Consider the following 19364-nt stretch of genomic DNA (forward strand, 5'->3'; position numbering starts at 1 on the left):
TTTAGTCATTCTATCAACTTGCCGACAAACAGCCACCTTCCAGGCAGAAGGTGGCTTGTTTCGGTATTAATTTATTTTAACTATTCACGTCTAAATGGACCTTTTGGAGCAATTAGCTCTAAATTAGTACCATCTGGATCGGGGAAGTAGGCAACTCCTGTACCAAATCCAGATTTCTAGCCGTCTTCTTGAAAGATAATTGGTTCGTCATATAGGTGCTATCCTATGCCCATCAAGCTAACAAAATGGATTGCCTCTAAAACAAAAAAATTTTTATTACTATAAAAAACGTAAAGTATCTGTTTTTAGAAAAAAATAATTTTTATAAATTGATGGAGATATAACTCAATTCTTTTATATATTTAGTTAAATAGGATTGTCAGAATGAACTTAAAGTAATTATGATTTCTAGAAATGCGAACTGATGTTTTGAATTGGTTTAAAGTTGCTGGAACAAAATAAAACCAATTGAGCAAAAAAACTTGCAAAAATAAAAAGAGAGATGTATATTAATTGATGTATCAATAATTGATATGTCAATTAATATTTTGACAAGAAAGAAAAGAAACATTTTATGAAGGAAATGTTCGTAAATATCAGTGGAGAAGAACGCAAAATACTTATTCATGTTCTATTACAGATGCAAAAAAATGTAGAGAATATGAAAGAATAGAGAGTGTAGGGGGCAGAATAGTGTGGAAATAATCGCAGCTATTTTAGTCGGGATCGTAGCATTAGAACATTTGTTTATCATGATCCTTGAAATGTTTTTTATTGATTCAAAAGTAGCGAAACGTGCTTTCAAATTACCGAAGCATTTAGAAGGAGATCGAAACGTAGCCATTATGTTTGCAAACCAAGGTTTATATAATGGATTTTTAGCGGCTGGTCTCATTTGGGGACTTGTACTTGGGCTCAATCCAATTGGTTATATGATCCAATTATTTTTCGTGATTTGTGTGGTGATAGCAGCTATTTTCGGAGGTTTCACATCTAATAAATCAATTATTGTGAAACAAGGACTTCCGGCTGTTTTAGCACTGATTGCCCTTTTATGTATGATATAGAATCAAAGTTTCTCAATAAAAGAACTCATTTTTGAAAAATACGCTATTCTTTCTGTAGAATTATAGGAAAGGATGGCGTTTTTGTATGCCTATTTCTATAAGTAGTGAATTATAACTATTTCCTCAAGGGACTCAACTGCTTTTCAGCTTTTGGATATATTTTCATCCATCTTTGTTTCCTCCTATTGTTGGATAGTGTAATAATTGATAAAAATTTTGATGAAATTGAATTATAACGACTGATCAAAAAGTTAGTGATTAAAAATATTATTCTTTAGTACATACATTTTTAAGATGTTAAATATATTTCATAATAGTCTCTGTAAGATAGGGATAAATAGAATAGTACTTTAAAGTACCTATAGCACTTTAAAGTGCGTACTTTTTATAACTTTGAATATCATTCATAATAGCACCAGTAAGAAGAAAACAAGCTTTACGGTACTACTAGTTACCAACGATGTTACAGCAGTTTATTTAGAATCAGATTGATTGAAGGGTTGTACTATATGGCCTAATAATTTCGAAAAAATGTCGGTGTGGCATAAAACAATTATGGAGGTTAAAGATATGAGCACTTCAAATTTGAATGAAATAAGTAAACAAATTTTAAAAGAGGAGGAAACACTTCAATTTTCCTCTTTTACAAATGAAGATGCCTTGCAACTAGGTTTATTTATCGTTGAAACAGCAAAGCGAGAGGGGAAATTGATTGCTGTTGATATAACGAAAAATGGTGTGCAATTATTTCATTTCAAGATGACAGGGACAAATGAGGAAAATACGAAATGGATTGAGCGTAAAAAACGAGTCGTTTCCCTGCATGATCGTAGCTCGTATTATATGCAGATACAAAGTGAAATAACTGGAATTTCATATAATGAAAAATATCTTTTAGATACTTCAGAATATGCTGCGTTTGGTGGATGCTTTCCTATCAGAATAAAAAACGTAGGGGTTATTGGAATGATAACAGTTTCAGGATTACCACCAGAAGAAGATCACGAATTGGTAGTAAGAGCAGTTAAAAATCATTTGAACCAATAGTTGTAACGAGTCAATAGATAATTAATTTTAGGGGGCAACACTATGCCATTAATTGAGCTAAATACTTGGCCAACCATGTCAACAGAAGAAAAGAAGGAATTTATTTATCATGTAACGGAACTTACAATAAAACTATTAAAAATTGTCCCTGACAAAATTCAAGTGTTGATAACGGAACTTGAGAAAGAAAATTGGGGGAAAGCTGGGGCTGTAGCAAGTGATGCTACCTTTGCTGAGAAAAGTAGGGTGTCCGATTGGGAGACAAAAGAGTCTTATTATACACCAGGTTGTAACGTTAATGGAATGGCTATTATTAAGATTGATATATGGAATACATTTGATCAAGAGACAAAGGATAAGTGGGTAAAAGAACTTACACAAGTAACATCTAAATATACTCATGCCCCTTTGGATAAAGTGCTAATTCTTATTCGTGAAATGATTCCAGGGAACTGGGGACAAAGTGGGGTAACAGGATCTAATGCAGATTTCCTTTCCAAAAGTCGTACATTTTAATCGTTAAATAAAAAAGGCAAAAATGAACATATTTCTGTTCGTTTTTGCCTTTTTATTATTTGTCTGTGGTAATGAACATGATCATTTATATGTTTAAGTAATGTCCTCTAAAGTTGCCTCTATGGGAAAGTGTATTTCTTCATTTGAAAGTCTTTTTCATGGAATGTAGATTTCAATTTTTGAGCAAAATAAGTTAGGTTATATAAATGTTACTTTTTAGTACCTATAGTACTTTAAAGTACGTACTTTTTATTATGTTAAATATCATTCATAATAGCACATGTGAGAGGGAAATAAGCTTTATCGTACTAGGAATTAACTATGTTACTTTTTAGTACCTACAGCACTTTAAAGTACGTACTATTCATTGTATTGAATATATTTCATAATAGTACATGTAAGAGAGAGACAAGCTTTACGGTACTAAAAAGTACCTATAGTACTTTAAAGTGCGTTCTTTAAAAAAAGAATGAAACCATTCATAATAGCGTTTGTAGAGATTAAATATGTTTTTTAGAAGATAAAAGGGCTTTTTTATCGCACTATTATGATAGGAATTATAGGGAAGAGGGGGAACTCAATTGAATTCATATACAGCATCGTCTTCAGAAGTTCAGACGAATCGAAGAAGTATATTTGCGTTATTAGCGCTAGCAATTAGTGCGTTCGGGATTGGGACAACTGAATTTGTTAGTGTCGGTTTATTACCATCTATTTCGGAAGATTTACATGTGTCGGTTACAACGGCTGGTTTAACAGTTTCTTTATATGCGTTAGGCGTAGCGTTTGGGGCTCCAGTATTAACGTCATTAACAGCTAATATGTCACGAAAAACGTTATTAATGTGGATTATGATTATTTTCATTATTGGTAACGGAATCGCAGCGGTAGCAACAAGCTTCACTGTATTACTTATTGCGCGAATTATTTCTGCACTTTCGCATGGTGTGTTTATGTCAATTGGTTCAACAATTGCTGCGGCACTTGTCCCAGAAAATAAACGAGCTAGCGCGATTGCGATTATGTTTACTGGTGTAACAGTTGCAACTATTACAGGTGCACCAATTGGAACATTTATTGGTCAACAATTTGGCTGGAGAACATCATTTTTAGCAATTGTAGTAATTGGAATTATCGCCTTAATTGCAAATAGTATTCTCATTCCATCTAATATGAAAAAAGGTGCGTCTGTATCATTCCGCGATCAATTTAAACTGATTACGAACGGAAGACTGTTACTAGTTTTCATTATTACTGCATTAGGATATGGGGGAACATTCGTAACTTTTACGTATTTATCTCCGTTATTACAAGAGGTAACAGGATTTAAAGCAAATACGGTTACTATCATTTTATTAGTGTATGGAATCGCCATTGCGATAGGGAATGTGATTGGCGGAAAATTATCGAATCATAATCCAATTCGAGCGCTATTCTACATGTTCTTTATTCAAGCGATTATACTATTTGTTTTAACATTTACGGCACCATTTAAGGTAGCTGGGTTAATCACAATTATTTTAATGGGGCTATTCGCATTTATGAATGTTCCAGGGTTACAAGTATATGTCGTAATGTTAGCTGAACGATTTGTACCGAGTGCTGTCGATGTTGCATCGGCAATTAATATTGCGGCGTTTAATGCTGGGATTGCTCTTGGTGCTTATTTAGGCGGTATTGTAACGAACTCGTTAGGGTTAATTCATACAGCTTGGGTAGGCGGCATTATGGTAGTAGGTGCTGTTATTTTAACAGCATGGAGCATGACATTAGAAAAAAGAGATCAAGTAAAATAAAAGGAGAGAAAATAAAATGAAAAACTTACAAAGTAAAACAGTATTAAGTAATGGTGTGGAAATGCCTTGGTTTGGTTTAGGTGTATTTAAAGTAGAAGAAGGACCAGAACTTGTAGAAGCGATTAAATCAGCAATTAAAGCAGGATACCGCAGCATCGATACAGCTGCAATTTACGGAAATGAAACAGCTGTAGGTGAGGGGATTCGTGCCGGTATTGAAGCAACTGGTATTTCAAGAGAAGAATTATTTATTACTTCAAAAGTATGGAACGCAGATCAAGGATATGAAGAAACAATTGCTGCATACGAAGAGAGTTTAAAAAAATTAAAACTAGATTATTTAGATTTATATCTTGTTCACTGGCCTGTAGAAGGGAAATATAAAGATACGTGGAGAGCGTTAGAAACACTTTATAAAGAAAAGCGTGTACGTGCAATTGGCGTAAGTAATTTCCAAATCCATCACTTACAAGATGTAATAAAAGATGCGGAAATTAAGCCAATGATCAACCAAGTAGAATACCATCCTCGTTTAACACAAAAAGAATTACAAGCTTTCTGTAAAGAACAAGGTATTCAAATGGAAGCATGGTCACCACTTATGCAAGGTCAATTATTAGGTAACGAAACATTACAAGAAATTGCTGAGAAACATGGTAAAACAACAGCACAAGTGATTTTACGTTGGGACCTTCAAAATGAAGTGATCACAATTCCAAAATCAACGAAAGAGCACCGCATTATTGCAAATGCAGATGTATTTAACTTTGAATTAACGAAAGAAGATATGGAAAAAATCGATGCATTAAATCAAAATCACCGCGTTGGTCCAGATCCTGATAACTTTGATTTCTAATAGAAATGAGTAAAAAGAGTGCAAAAATTGCACTCTTTTTTTATTGAATAGACAATAAAATGTTTCTGTTTATATTATGACTTTTAAATTACTTTAGACGAGCTAAAGAACTGATTAACAGTATTAAAGTTTGACATAAAATAATGGATTCTATATTATATATGCTATAGCATGTAAATTACGATTTATTTAGAGGTGGCATATGGACTTATATGAGTTAACAGGACATCTTGTTCATCATACGGATGTGAAGTTAACAAATTATATAATGTAAGTTTTTAATCACATATTGCTTATAAAATTTATCCTTTGTATGCTATAGCATACAAAATACACCTCTTAACTTGTAATGTTCAAAATTTAAATAACATAGTAGAAAATTCATGAAGCGAGGAGATTTTAGTAATGGAAAAATTCATATTAGCGTTTGATAGAGAACTTGTAATTGCAGAAAAAAAAGACTCAACATGGAGCGTCCAATCGCAGTTTGTAGGTGCGAATCCGGTTGCGTTAGCTTCAGATCCATACGATCCAGAAAGAATGTATTGTGGTACCTTTGACAGGGGATTATGGAGAAGTAAAGATGGAGGAAGTTCATGGGAAGCGATTGGTGCGTTACCTTCCTTTGGTGAAGTGTTCCCAGCAAATGCTATTCATATGAGAGCTATTACAGCAGTTTCTGTATCTCCAGAGAAGGGGGATGACGGTAACGGGATTGTATATGTAGGAACTGAACCGAGCGCAATGTTCGTATCCAAAAATGGAGGAGACAGTTTTGAGCTGCTAACTGATTATCGACAAATGCCATCATATTCATCATGGTTCTTTCCTCAAAGAACATATACACACCATGTAAAACATATTGAAATTGATGCTAATAATCCAGAAACTATTTATACGACTATTGAGGTTGGGGGATTAATTAAAAGTGTAGATGGAGGTAAGACATGGACTGAGGAAAAAGAGGGGAACTATCCTCAAGATATTCACATTCTTACATCACATCGCAATGCCCCAAATCGTTTATACGGGGTGTTAGGTGATTCATTCTTGAAAGAACCAGGTCAAGAGTATGCGGAGAGTAATGATGGAGGTAAGACGTGGAACTATATGTGTAGTGGGCTAAAGCATCATTACGCATATCAAATGGCAGTTAACCCAAATGATCCAGAAAATATTATCATCGCGACATCTTCAAATCCACACGTAGCGCATGATTACAATAATGGAAATTGTGAATCATTTATTTATAAGAAAGAAAAAGATCAGCCTTGGGCGGAAATGAATGCAGGTTTACCAACTCCTAAAGGGACAATCATACCAGTATTAAAGGCAACAAGTGATGGAACGTTTTATCTGTTTAGCAATAAAGGAGTGTATCAGTCAGTAGACGGTGGTTCAAATTGGACATCATTAGAGATTCCTTGGGAGAATAGATTTATGGAACAACATCCTTATGAGATGTTAATTATTAAATAAGTGACAGGTATAGTTTTTACTACTATTCATTGGTAATGTTTAGTTGAATTTAAATTAAAAATGTAAAAAGCCAGGTAATGTGTTATTCATGCTACCTGGCTTTTTTGACCAGCAATTTAAGGTTATTTTCATATTTGTGTAAATATGAAACAAGCAGGATACATGAATAGAGAATGGGTAAAATAATACCGAATGATCACTAGATTGTATCAATGATGCTATAAGTGTTTTTTTAGGGAAACTGAAGCAAGAAGCAGTGGTTTAGATTCAGAATGACTAGCAATTGGTGTTATGGTGTTCAATGGTTCAAAAATGAACTCATTTCAACTCATATTATCTTCGCAATGTATCATTTTGAAGAATATTAAAACTTAGGAGGAAATGAATTATGACAAAAGATTTCTATACTGCACTGAAAGAAAGACGTACTTACTATGGAATTAACAAAGAGGTACAAGTATCGGATGAAAAAATTAAAGAAATTGTGGAGTTTGCTGTGAAATATACTCCATCAGCTTTCAATTCTCAAACTGCGCGATTAGTTGTATTATTTGGTGAAGCTCATGATAAATTATGGGATATTACAACTGAAACATTAAGAAAAGTAGTTGGAGATGGAGATTTCTCAGGAACGCAACAAAAAATGGATTCTTTTAAAGCTGGTTATGGAACAGTACTATTCTTTGAAGATGAGGCTATCGTTAAATCGCTTCAAGAAAAATTTGCTGCATATGCTGAAAACTTCCCAATTTGGTCACACCAAGCATCAGGTATGCACCAATTAGTCGTGTGGACAGGTTTAGAAGCAGAGGGATTAGGGGCATCTTTACAACATTATAATCCATTAATTGACGATGAGGTAAAACAAGAATGGAATGTCCCTGCTAATTGGAAGCTAATTGCACAAATGCCATTTGGTAATCCAACAGCTGCACCAGGTGAAAAAGAATTCCAACCACTTGAAGAGCGTGTGAAATTTCATAAGTAATATTCAAATGTAATAAAATGGAAATTTAATTAGTGGTGGTCTTACTGTCCGCAAATAGCGGGATAAGCTAACTGTATTGCGAAAATAAAACTGTTTAGTTACAAAAATTCTATTTATTATTTCTGTTAATCGAGTATGTATTAATAAAAGTTGTTAAAATCACTATTTTAATCTTTAAAGGAACAAGGTGATCGGTTTGATCATCTTGTTTCATTTCTTAAATTTTATTTTATTCATTAAAAAACGCTAGCTTTTCATAAATGCTTGAAAAACTAGCGTTTTAATAATAGGTATCTGTAATTTGATTACTTAAAACTATATACGAAAAAGCTTTTATGTTATTCCTCAAGTTCTATCCATTCCTGTGACCATTCTTCTATTCCGCGAATAATAGCTTCTAAAGCAAATCCTTTTTGAGTTAAAGAATATTCTATACGAACTGGTGTCTCAGGAAAGACTTTACGTTCGACAATTCCTTCTAGTTCTAATTCTTTCAATCTTTCTGAAAGTAATCTTCCGCTAACAGGAAGAGAAGATTCAAGCGTACAAAAGCGCTGAGATCCAGAAAAAAGTTGGTAAATAATTAGTGCTGTCCATCGTTGGCTAAAAAATTTCATTCCTTTTTCAAAGCGAGGGCATAATGTAGAATCATTCATTTTCCTTCACCTCCTAAAACAAATTATATAACATCTTACTATTAGTAACAAATGTTTTTATAATTAATTACTTGACGTAAATTAATTACGAATGTATACTCACTTACATAAAGTAACTAAGTTGTTTTATGTAACTAAAACTCTTTTCTTTAAATGGCCAAAGTTGTAATGATACATATTGCATATAAGCTGAGAGAAAAAAGAATAGCATCTGTAAAAACACTTACGTTGTGTAAGTTAAACAATAAAAAATATAACAATGGAAGAGAATTTTTAGAGATTCTCAATACTAGGAGGTACCTAATGGTTACAACAGATACAATTCATATGTTAGAAGATAAAATTCAATTTATACATCAAGATGGAAAGGATATTTATTTAGTAGGACCTATCAAATTGCCAATTAATTTATATGGGGAGACTAAAATTTTCCAATGGTATTCTTGGTTACAATGTAGTGAGGTTACAAATAGTGTAGAAGGAATTATCAAAAAACTCTCATCTATTAATTTAGCTGATATGCAGCAATCTAGTGTGCTTGTATATGGTGATTTTGAGAATTCTGAAGATGCCCTAATTCGTATGCATAGTATTTGTCACACCGGTGATATCTTTGGTAGTAAACGTTGTGACTGTGGATTCCAATTAAAGCAGTCTTTACAAATGATTACAGAACATGGTTCAGGTGCTTTATTTTACTTAGCGAATCATGAAGGAAGAGGAATTGGTTTGTTTAGTAAAGCTATGACGTACCTCTTGCAAGAAAATGGGTTAGATACAGTAGAAGCTAATCTGAACCTAGGTTTTGAAGATGATGTTCGAAACTATGATGATACAATTGAAGTATTAAAAGCGCTACGCTCAAAACCTGTAAAACTTATTACAAATAACCCGAAAAAATTAGAAGCGTTACAAAAAGCTGGATTAAATGTTACGAGTCGTGAACCGTTATGGGGTGATGTCTCAGAGTTTAATGAGAAATATTTGCAAACGAAGATTCAGCGTTCTGGACATTTTGAAGGGGGACACTTACATGATTGAGCATGAATTGTATATGAAACTAGCACTAGAAAATGCCAAGGCTATGAAGGGACAAACGACTCCAAATCCATTGGTTGGATCTGTGATTGTAAATGATAATCGAATTGTAGGGGTCGGAGTACATATGAAGGCCGGAGAACCACATGCCGAAATACATGCGATACGTATGGCTGGAGAACAGGCACGTGGTGGTACAATCTATGTAACTCTTGAACCTTGTTCTCATCATGGTAGAACAGGGCCTTGTGCTGAAGCAATTGTACAAGCAGGAATTAAGAAGGTAGTAGTTGCTACACTTGATCCAAACCCGCTTGTTTCTGGACGTGGAATTAAAATTCTACAAGATGCAGGTATTGAAGTACTTGTAGGAGTGTGTGAAGAAGAATCTGAAAAAATGAATGTAGTCTTTAATAAATATATTTTGACAAAGCGTCCATTTGTAACGATTAAATCAGGAGTTACATTAGATGGGAAAATCGCTACGTCTTTATCGGATAGTAAGTGGATTACATCTACAGAAGCAAGACAGGAAGTACACCAAATACGAAATGAAAACGCAGCCATTTTAGTAGGAGCGAATACTGTACAAAAGGATAATCCATCATTGACAACGCGTATTCCAAATGGAAGAAATCCAATTCGCGTAATCTTGGACTCAACATTACGCATACCGATGGAAGCTAACGTTGTTACAGATGGAGAAGCTCCTACCTGGATATTTACAACAAATAATCATGCAGCGAAAAAAAAGAAGGCATTAGAAAATGCAGGAGTCAAAGTATTTGTTACTAGCGGAGAAAAGCATATAAACTTACATGAAATGCTTGATGTTTTAGGGCAAAAAGGAGTTTCCTCCCTGCTTATTGAAGGTGGTGGAGAGGTAAATGCTTCGTTTATTGAAAATAAATTGATGGATAAACTTATATTATATGTCGCACCAAAAATTATTGGGGGCAAATTGGCGCCTAGCTTTGTAGAGGGGACTGGTATTACTAAAATGCAAGATGCGATTGAATTTAAGGATATATCATTTACCCAGGTTGGAAAAGATTATAGATTTATTGGCTATCCAGCATATCGAAAAGATGAGAAATAAGGGGAATAAAAACTACTTATATTTTTCGATAGATGGATGGCAGAATGGAGCGATGAAGAGTGAAGTTTGGATTTGATATCGATGATACATTAATTGATTTAAGGCAGCATGCTTTTCATTTATATAATAAAAAATTAAACAAAAAAATAGGATTGGATATATTTCATTCTTTAAAAACAATTGAAATTCATGAAGCATTTGGCATGACTTCGGAGGAAGGCAGTCATATGTGGAATAGTTTGCTGGATGAAATTTATTATACTTCTTGTTCACCGTTTCCGTATGCAGTAGAGACATTGCAAGAATTAGAAAGACAGGGACATGAAATTTACTATATAACGGCGCGACCTAAAGAGCATGGAGAGCAAACAAAAAAATGGTTAATAGAAAAAGGTTTTCCGGTACATGAAGATCGCTTTTTCTATGGAATGAAGGATGAAGAAAAAATACACTTCATACAAGAAATAAAATTAAACTATTTCTTTGATGATAAGCCGGCAGTCTTAGAAACGTTAATAGGAAAACCGATAAATGTGTATGCAAAAACTACTTCTTACAATCAACATCTCAACATCCCGCGTATTACAAGTTGGACAGAGTTAGGAGATATTATAAAGAAAGAAATGTGAGGATTTAACTGGCAAATCAAATAGAGCTAAGAGTATATTGAGTGTTACAATTTTAGAGGAAAGACATAGGTGTTATGTCTTTCCTTATTTTTTAATACTATCGTTTTTATTAGTGTGATGTGCTAGGAGTACTTCTAATAGAGAGGAAATAGAAAAATGAGCAATAAGAAAAATATTTTTAAGCTAGTCTTGTATGGTAGTGTAATTTATATATCAATGATGGGTTCCCCTGGTGCCACAATATTTTTGGATATTTTGGATGAGAAGTTCAAGAATTAATAGGGTGTGTTCATAATCATGAATTTTTGGAAAACCAAAATTACAATGTTAGGTTATTTTGAATCAGTAGTGGATGATATGCAAAATTGCATATTACAAAATAAACATCGTAATTTTTGGATTCTTGGTATAAAATACATTACTTAAACTATATATTAGAATGGAGAAAATGAATTGGAATTATTAAGAAACAGTAAGGTTGGTACAAAACTAAACATATTAATAACTATATCAAGTATTGCATGTATAGTATTATCCCTAATAGGGTTTTGGGGATTAGAAAGAGGGAAAAGTACTTCCTCTAATATGTATGAGGATAATTTACTACCAATTGAGTGGATTGGTATTGTAGAATCTAATTTTTATCATGTTAATATGAACTTTATGGAAATTATGGTATCAAAAGATGAAAAAAGAATGAATGAATTAATAAGAGAAATGGACGGAATTCGTCAGGAAAATGATCATCTTTTAAAGCAGTTTGAGGCTAAAGTTATTTCTACTAAAGAAAAAGAATTATATAACACGTTTTATGAAACATTTAATAAATTAAGAACTCAAATGAAGAAAGCGCAAGAATTAGGGAAATCTAATAATGAGGAAGCATATGCATATTACCTAAAAGAGATTGAACCTAATATGCAAAAATCAATAAAATCAATTCGTGAATTAATTTTATATAATAGTAATAATGCAGAGCTTTTACAGAAGGAAAATAATAATAGTGCTCAAAATACAATGATAATGTTTGTTAGTATTTCGCTTTTAGCAATTTTAATAATTATATTAATTGGATATATTATTAAATTAACTATCCGAAAACCACTTGTGTTACTACAAAATGATATGGAAAAAGTAGCAGCTGGAGATTTAACAACACGTACTCCTTATAAAGCAAATAATGAATTAGGGCATATTGTTCAGTCTTTTAATAGTATGTTAGATAACCTTCAACAATTAATTGCGAATGTTAAGATGACAACACAAGAGGTTATTTCTACTACGGAGGGCGTATTACAAGATACAAATCGAGCGTCTAGTATTTCAAATGAGGTTGTACAGACTGTTTTAGAAGTAAAAACAAAAATAGAAGGACAGGTATCTAGTATTCAGGAGAGCTCATCCTCAATGGAAGAAATTACAACAGGGGTGCAAACTGTAGCTGAATCTTCAGCAGTAGTCGCTGAGGTAGCAGTAACGACTACAGAACGAATAAATATCGGTAGTGAAGTGATAAATCACTCTATTCTTCAAATGAATAGTGTGCATGATGTTGTCGAGGAAACATCAAAAGTAATAAATAAACTTGTTACACGTACACAACAGATTGATACAGCTCTCGCTGCAATTACTAATATTGCCGAACAAACGAATCTTCTTGCCTTAAATGCCGCTATTGAAGCGGCACGTGCTGGAGAGAATGGGAAAGGATTTGCAGTGGTTGCCGCAGAAGTTCGAGACTTGGCTGAGCAATCTAAAGAATCTGCAAAAGAAGTTAATCATTTAATAAAATCCATTCAAAAAGATACCCAAGATACAGTTAATGTCATGCAAAAAGGACAACAAAAGGCAGTAGAAGGAAAAGAAGCTGCTTACAAAGCGAATCAAACCTTCTTGTCTATTATGAGAGATATTGATAAGATTACAAGTCAAATTCAAGAAGTATCCGCAGCGACAGAAGAGATGTCTGCTGGTACAGAAGAAGTAAATGCTTCTCTTTCGCTAGTTTCTGAAACTGCAACGGATGTGAAAAAGGAGACTCTTCAAACAGTAAATTCAATTCAATCACAGGCCGTATCAATTGAACAAATATCAATTCAATCCAACAAAATGAAAGAAAAGGTGGAAGAATTAACGGAATTGGTTTCAAAATTTAATATTACAGAATAAGATAATTTATTCAATTACAAATGTAATAACATGTATGAAAACACATGAAGACTTAAGGGGCTTCGTGTGTTTTTTTATTGAATAATGTATGAAATAATATTGGATCATTTCATGGTATTTCAAAATTTTTGGTTTTATATTCATATATGCAAAATTACATATATTTAATGATTGATAATCACGAGTTAATGTAACTATAATAATTACACTGATAAATAACTTACTGACGACAGTTATAAGTGAAGAAGGAGGGTTTTATTGTATTTTGTATATGAAAAATAGAAAAGGAGATATGCAAATGAAAAGGTTACTTGTTATAGGCCTAATGTATACAATGTTTTTCCTCATAGGAAATATACACCTGCATGCTGATGAACGAACAAATGTAAAAGAAATTACTAGTTTAGAAGAGCCTACTTGGATATTTCAGGCGGGCATAAGTAAGGGGAAATATCACGATCGACAAGATTTAGGATTTATTTTGAAGAGAAATACACCATTAAAGGTAAGACAAACGAATCCTAATTTTAAAGACAAATTAACATTACGTTTATTGTCTAATGACTCAAAAAATGAAAAATCCATACAAGTAGGAAATGAATGGGTTACTATCCAAGGTGATACGCCTTTAGTTCCTTTCATAGATACTCCGTATGGTGAAGAGCACGCTGTACTTGAGTACCAACTAGGGAATGAAAGTGTTACTAAACCTCTTCCGATTTATAAACAACAAGGAAGTGTATCTCAATTTTTTAGTACATGGGATCAATTTGATGGAGAGTATGCGTTAATTCAAGGGGAGAGTTTTCAATTATTTGTACCTAAAAAAGATAAAGAGTTAGTAAGATCTTTAAAAGATTTTCAATCGTTGGATGAGTTAATTGCATATTATGAAGATATTTTTGCGATGTATGATTCAATTATTGGTTTAGATGGCTCAACGGTTGAAAATAAAAAAAGTCAAAATCGTTATTTCTTAAAAGCAGATATATCTGGTGCTGGCGGTGCCTATTATGGCGTAAATTGGACAGCCAATAGTACAGATAGTACAAAGATGTGGTTAGATAAACTAAGTTGGGGAACTTTACATGAAATCGCTCATGGATACCAAGCTGGTTTTGATAATCAAGGAATATTTACAGGAGAAGTTTCTAATAATCTATTTGGTGTTCAATATCAATATAGTAAATACGGCAAAAAAGCAGATCAAGTTGGTTGGTTATTTAATTTTGGGAAGAAGGAACAGGTAGAACGGAATTTATACAATGCTTTAATGAAAGAAAATAAAAATTATGATGACTTAGATTTACGACAAAAACTTATTCTTTTAACGATGGCGAAACAAAAAGCTGGCAATGAAGCTTTTGCAAAAATGTATCAAGGTTATCGAAAACTAGCTAGTAATGCTACTTTTAAAAAAGGTGACCATTCTTTACCAGATTTAATGAATCAGTATTATAGCGAGAATGTACAAGTTGATTTTACACCCGTTTTTGAAAGATGGGGCTTTAAGCTTAATCATAAACAAATAGAGATGAATAGGGCGAAAGGTTATCCGGCAGTTACTTCTTTAGCGTATATAGTGCCTGAATCACAATTAGCTAAGGCGAGAGCTCTAATTGATCCTGATATTCCGATAAACTCTAACTTTGAAATAGTTACGAATCAGCAAATTGCTTCACTTGGGTTAAAAGGGAATTTGCATATCCATTTAAATACAAATGAAATAGATACATTGAAAGGAGGAAAGATTAAATTAAAAGAAGGGAATACAGTTATTCAAGAAAAAACAATTGAAACAGCAGATATCAATTTACAAGACGTACCAAATGGAATCTATACGGTTGAGATTTCAGGTGGGAAAACGGATAGTATGTACCATTTCAGTACGTATTATGCCTATGTAAAGGAAAAGGATAATAGTTTAACGATTGATGTTAACGAAATGAAAGTGAGCAATTTGGTAAATGAAACGATTCAATTCCTAGGATTAGGAGATGATCAGTTTGCCGAATTAAATACAGACTTAGAGCAAAAGCGAGCTGTTTTTACGGTTACTACTAAAATGCCTCATAGCTATTATGCAGGTGAAAAATATGCATCAATAGAGGTGTTTAATGAGAAAGGTGAAAAAATTTATACGAAGGAAATGGAAGGAACAAATGTAACCGTTGTAAAAGATATCATCCCACTAAAAGAAGGATATAGAATTAAAATCTATCATGATGAAGTAAAAAAACGATTAACTAGTAAAGCTACTATTATTAATCCTATGAATAAAACAAATGAATTTATAATGACAAAATGGGGATTGAAAAATACTTATTTGCAAAATAATCCAGAAAAAAATCTTATACAAAGAATTGATGAAGAAATGGAAGCGATTATAGGCAATCCGTTTTTAAAAGAGATACCAATGCAAAAAGTAGAAATGAAAAAGAATGTGTGGATGGCAATAAATATGTTATCAGAACCACAAAAAATAACGTATATAAATAAATATAAAGATAGCTTATATAATGAGTAATTTTTGAGAAATGAATTGAATCTAAAAAGTAGCAAACCAATCTATTAGCCTATGTATATAGAGGTATGTAAAAACGATTGGCTATAGTTACAATTTTTATCTAAGCTTAAAATTGTAAAATACATTTATTTAATTCGATAATACGATTATAAAGGAGTAAAAATATGAAGAATTTCGTAAAGGTAGGTTTAACTACAGGAGTGGTGTTATCGGCGATTATGCCTTATGGAGGAGTACATGCGGCAAAAGAAGATTTAAAAATGGAAACAAAGGAAGATACGTTCCGAACAGGTAATTTAACAGCACCTTCTCAAAAATCGGCAGAAAATGTAGCAAAGGATGCACTAAAAGGAAAAACAGAACAAGCATTATCATCAAAGCAAGTTAATACGGAATCCAAAGTTAATTATAATGTTACGCAAAGTCGTAAATCTTATGATGGTACTACATTGGTACGTCTTCAACAAACGTATGAAGGACGTGATGTATACGGATATCAACTAACAGCACATATTAATGATGATGGTGTACTTACGAGCGTTTCGGGGGATAGTGCCCAAGATCTACAACAACAGGAAGATTTGAAACAACCTATTACTTTATCAGAAGAGGATGCAAAGAAACAGCTTTTCAACATCTATGGAAATGATCTTACATTTATTGAAGAACCAGAAATTAAACAAGTAGTATATGTAGATGAAAATACAAATAAAGCTACAAACGCATATCAAATTACTTTTAGTGCATCTACACCTGAATATGTATCTGGTACAGTATTAATTGATGCTTTTGGTGGTACTCTATTAAAAGAACTCGTTCAAAAATTAGGTATACAAGTAGATAGTAGTATTGTCCAATCTGCGACAGTAAATAAATCACAAGATCCTTCAAAATTAACAGGTACAGGAAAAGATGACTTAGGTATTAATCGTACGTTTGGAATTACGCAGCGAAGTGATGGAACGTACATGCTTGCAGATTATTCTCGTGGTAAGGGAATTGAAACATATACTGCTAATTATAAAGATTATAATAATTATAGAAGAAATGTATGGGGTTATCTCGATGATTTAGTAACAAGTAATTCTATAAATTTTACTGATCCTAAAGCAGTTAGTGCTCATTATTTAGCAACGAAAGTATATGATTTTTATCAAGAAAAATATGGCCGTAACAGCTTTGATAATAACGGACAAAAAGTAATTTCTGTCGTTCATGGTTGGAACACAAATGGTACGAATAAAGGAAATCCTAAGCAGTGGTTTAATGCATTTAGTAATGGAGCTATGCTAGTATACGGAGATCCAATTGTTAGAGCATTTGATGTGGCAGGACATGAATTTACACACGCGGTTACAAGAAATGAGTCTGGACTTGAGTATGCAGGAGAAGCTGGTGCAATTAATGAGGCTCTATCTGATATTTTAGGAGTAGCAGTTGAAAAGTATGCTAATAACGGAAAGTTCAATTGGACAATGGGAGAACAATCAGGTCGTATTTTTAGAGATATGAAAAACCCATCATCTATCTCTTCTAGATATCCGGAGGACTATAGACATTATAATAACTTACCTATTGATGCTGACCACGATCATGGTGGTGTACACACGAACTCTAGCATTATTAATAAAGTAGCTTACTTGATTGCTAGTGGTGGAAACCATAATGGAGTAAACGTACATGGCATTGGAGAAGATAAAATGTTTGATATTTTCTATTATGCAAATACGGATGAATTAAATATGACTTCTAACTTTAAAGAATTAAAAGAAGCTTGTATTCATGTAGCAACGAACTTATATGGTAAAGACTCATTAGAAGTACAAGCTGTCCAACAAGCCTTTAAAGCAGCTTATATTTAATATTATTGTGATGAATTATAAATTCTTTCATTTTAATATAGTGATTAATTTGTATATATAGACAAAAACCTTGTAGAATTTTTCTGCAAGGTTTTTTTGAATGTTATCCCGCTATTTGCCGGGCAGTAAGACCCCGCCCTAAAATTCAGCGGAAGAAAAGAAGTTAGGTGGGGGTCGGGCTGATTAAAGTTTCACTTTATGTTATATGGTTTTTAGTTAATTAGGATAAAAATAATCCTATAACTGTATGTAAGAATGTGTGATTTTACAACCTTTTCTATGATAAAAAAAGATACTACTTTAGCAAATATAAAGAGTTAGAAATTATAGTTTATAGGGCACTTTTTTGTTCCTATGGAACTTTAAAGTGCGTAATTTTCTTTATCGTTAATATATATCATAATGGTATTTATTAGTTGGTTTTAGCTTTACTCTGCTGTTGATGTGATTTTTTAATATGACAATGATTAGAATCAGAATTATCGAGTAGATCTAAATGCTGATAATTTCGATTTTTAATTCCGTACAGAGTGCAATAGCTACATAATTTTCGTTTATACTCTTTTGAAAAAAGGGTGGATCAGCTTATTTTCTGTTAAAGATAAGAGAAATGAACCAAAATATAAACGTAATTATTTATTCCAACGTAAGTCAATCATGTAGCACATGAATTTGGAGGGATCTATATGCATATGCAATTAAAAGGAAAAACAGCACTGGTTACTGGATCTACGGCAGGCATTGGAAAAGCAATTGCCACTTCATTAGTAGCGGAAGGAGCTACTGTACTTATTAATGGACGCCGTGAAGAAAATGTTAATGAAACGATAAAAGAAATTCGAATGCAGTATCCAGATGCTATCCTTCAACCCGTAGTAGCTGATTTAGGAACAGAACAAGGGTGCCAAAATGTGATTGAAAAGTACCCTGAAGTAGACATTCTTATTAACAACCTAGGAATTTTTGAACCTGTAGAATATTTTGATATCCCTGATGAAGATTGGTTTAAATTGTTTGAAGTCAATATTATGAGTGGTGTTCGACTTACTCGCTCGTACTTGAAAAAAATGATTGAAAGAAAAGAAGGAAGAGTCATCTTTATTGCTAGCGAAGCAGCTATTATGCCATCTCAAGAAATGGCTCATTATAGTGCGACTAAAACGATGCAACTCTCACTTTCTCGTAGTTTAGCTGAGCTGACGACAGGAACGAATGTGACTGTTAATACTATCATGCCTGGTTCGACTTTAACGGAAGGAGTGGAGACTATGTTAAATAGTCTTTATCCTAATGAGCAATTGACAATAGAAGAAGCTGAGAAGCGATTTATGAAAGAGAATCGACCAACCTCTATTATTCAAAGACTTATTCGACCAGAAGAAATTGCCAATCTTGTCACGTTCTTAAGCAGCCCACTTTCTTCAGCAATTAATGGTTCCGCGTTGCGAATAGACGGGGGATTAGTACGTAGTGTATTTTAATAAATTAAAAACAACATAGTATTCTGTAGAAAGTAAAGATGGTAAGACAAATAAGTTGTATTTTACTTATTAATAGAAATATACAAAAAGTAAATTGTGATATGAAAACAGCCGGATTTTCTACTATAAGAAAAATTCGGCTGTTATTTTTTTA

15 protein-coding genes and 1 pseudogene are annotated in these 19364 nt (G+C 33.0%); 14 read left to right on the forward strand and 2 right to left on the reverse strand.

Features of this window, described 5'->3' with window-relative positions; all coding sequences use genetic code 11:
* Positions 1–80: 80 nt before the first annotated feature.
* Positions 81–206 (reverse strand): annotated as a pseudogene (locus ACTFP3_RS09980) (VOC family protein); the annotation flags it as partial.
* Between the two features lie 489 nt (positions 207–695).
* Here ACTFP3_RS09980 and ACTFP3_RS09985 point away from each other — a divergent pair.
* The 7 genes from ACTFP3_RS09985 (at position 696) to ACTFP3_RS10015 (ending at position 7749) form a co-directional block, all read left to right on the forward strand.
* Entirely contained in the window at positions 696–1067 is a 372-nt protein-coding gene (locus tag ACTFP3_RS09985; protein ID WP_078994367.1) for a DUF1304 domain-containing protein, read from the forward strand.
* Positions 1068–1598: 531 nt separating this feature from the next.
* Complete coding sequence (locus ACTFP3_RS09990; protein ID WP_113304360.1) at positions 1599–2114, forward strand: heme-degrading domain-containing protein; 516 nt, start codon at positions 1599–1601, stop codon at positions 2112–2114.
* Between the two features lie 42 nt (positions 2115–2156).
* On the forward strand, positions 2157–2630 hold the full coding sequence (locus tag ACTFP3_RS09995) for a tautomerase family protein (protein ID WP_113304359.1): 474 nt from the start codon (positions 2157–2159) through the stop codon (positions 2628–2630).
* Between the two features lie 581 nt (positions 2631–3211).
* Complete coding sequence (locus ACTFP3_RS10000) at positions 3212–4426, forward strand: MFS transporter (RefSeq protein WP_001089891.1); 1215 nt, start codon at positions 3212–3214, stop codon at positions 4424–4426.
* Between the two features lie 16 nt (positions 4427–4442).
* The gene (locus tag ACTFP3_RS10005; RefSeq protein ID WP_086404021.1) at positions 4443–5282 is read left to right on the forward strand and encodes an aldo/keto reductase; all 840 of its coding nucleotides are present in this window, start codon (positions 4443–4445) and stop codon (positions 5280–5282) included.
* Positions 5283–5687: 405 nt separating this feature from the next.
* Positions 5688–6761 (forward strand): glycosyl hydrolase, encoded by a 1074-nt coding sequence (locus ACTFP3_RS10010; RefSeq protein WP_000410434.1) that lies wholly within the window; start codon positions 5688–5690, stop codon positions 6759–6761.
* Positions 6762–7149: 388 nt separating this feature from the next.
* The gene (locus tag ACTFP3_RS10015; protein ID WP_000158938.1) at positions 7150–7749 is read left to right on the forward strand and encodes a nitroreductase family protein; all 600 of its coding nucleotides are present in this window, start codon (positions 7150–7152) and stop codon (positions 7747–7749) included.
* A 338-nt stretch (positions 7750–8087) separates the two neighbouring features.
* Here ACTFP3_RS10015 and ACTFP3_RS10020 read toward each other — a convergent pair whose 3' ends face one another.
* A complete protein-coding gene (locus ACTFP3_RS10020) occupies positions 8088–8405 on the reverse strand; it encodes a winged helix-turn-helix transcriptional regulator (protein WP_001000104.1) in 318 nt (105 codons plus the stop codon).
* 303 nt (positions 8406–8708) lie between these two features.
* Here ACTFP3_RS10020 and ACTFP3_RS10025 point away from each other — a divergent pair, with 303 nt between their 5' ends.
* The 7 genes from ACTFP3_RS10025 (at position 8709) to ACTFP3_RS10055 (ending at position 19210) form a co-directional block, all read left to right on the forward strand.
* Positions 8709–9446, forward strand: coding sequence for a GTP cyclohydrolase II (locus ACTFP3_RS10025; protein ID WP_326035961.1), 738 nt, complete (start codon positions 8709–8711; stop codon positions 9444–9446).
* On the forward strand, positions 9439–10542 hold the full coding sequence (ribD, locus tag ACTFP3_RS10030) for a bifunctional diaminohydroxyphosphoribosylaminopyrimidine deaminase/5-amino-6-(5-phosphoribosylamino)uracil reductase RibD (RefSeq protein ID WP_140335670.1): 1104 nt from the start codon (positions 9439–9441) through the stop codon (positions 10540–10542). The genes ACTFP3_RS10025 and ribD overlap by 8 nt, the downstream gene beginning before the upstream one ends.
* 59 nt (positions 10543–10601) lie before the next feature.
* Complete coding sequence (locus ACTFP3_RS10035) at positions 10602–11171, forward strand: 5' nucleotidase, NT5C type (protein ID WP_086385132.1); 570 nt, start codon at positions 10602–10604, stop codon at positions 11169–11171.
* 453 nt (positions 11172–11624) lie between these two features.
* The gene (locus tag ACTFP3_RS10040) at positions 11625–13340 is read left to right on the forward strand and encodes a methyl-accepting chemotaxis protein (RefSeq protein ID WP_086385133.1); all 1716 of its coding nucleotides are present in this window, start codon (positions 11625–11627) and stop codon (positions 13338–13340) included.
* Positions 13341–13638: 298 nt separating this feature from the next.
* Positions 13639–15867, forward strand: coding sequence for a putative mucin/carbohydrate-binding domain-containing protein (locus tag ACTFP3_RS10045; RefSeq protein ID WP_326035960.1), 2229 nt, complete (start codon positions 13639–13641; stop codon positions 15865–15867).
* A gap of 164 nt (positions 15868–16031) precedes the next feature.
* A complete protein-coding gene (locus ACTFP3_RS10050) occupies positions 16032–17729 on the forward strand; it encodes a M4 family metallopeptidase (protein ID WP_326035959.1) in 1698 nt (565 codons plus the stop codon).
* A gap of 686 nt (positions 17730–18415) precedes the next feature.
* A complete protein-coding gene (locus ACTFP3_RS10055) occupies positions 18416–19210 on the forward strand; it encodes an SDR family NAD(P)-dependent oxidoreductase (RefSeq protein WP_242555216.1) in 795 nt (264 codons plus the stop codon).
* Positions 19211–19364: the final 154 nt, after the last annotated feature.

Source organism: Bacillus cereus group sp. MYBK5-2, assembly GCF_051915685.1.
Taxonomy (GTDB): domain Bacteria; phylum Bacillota; class Bacilli; order Bacillales; family Bacillaceae_G; genus Bacillus_A; species Bacillus_A cereus.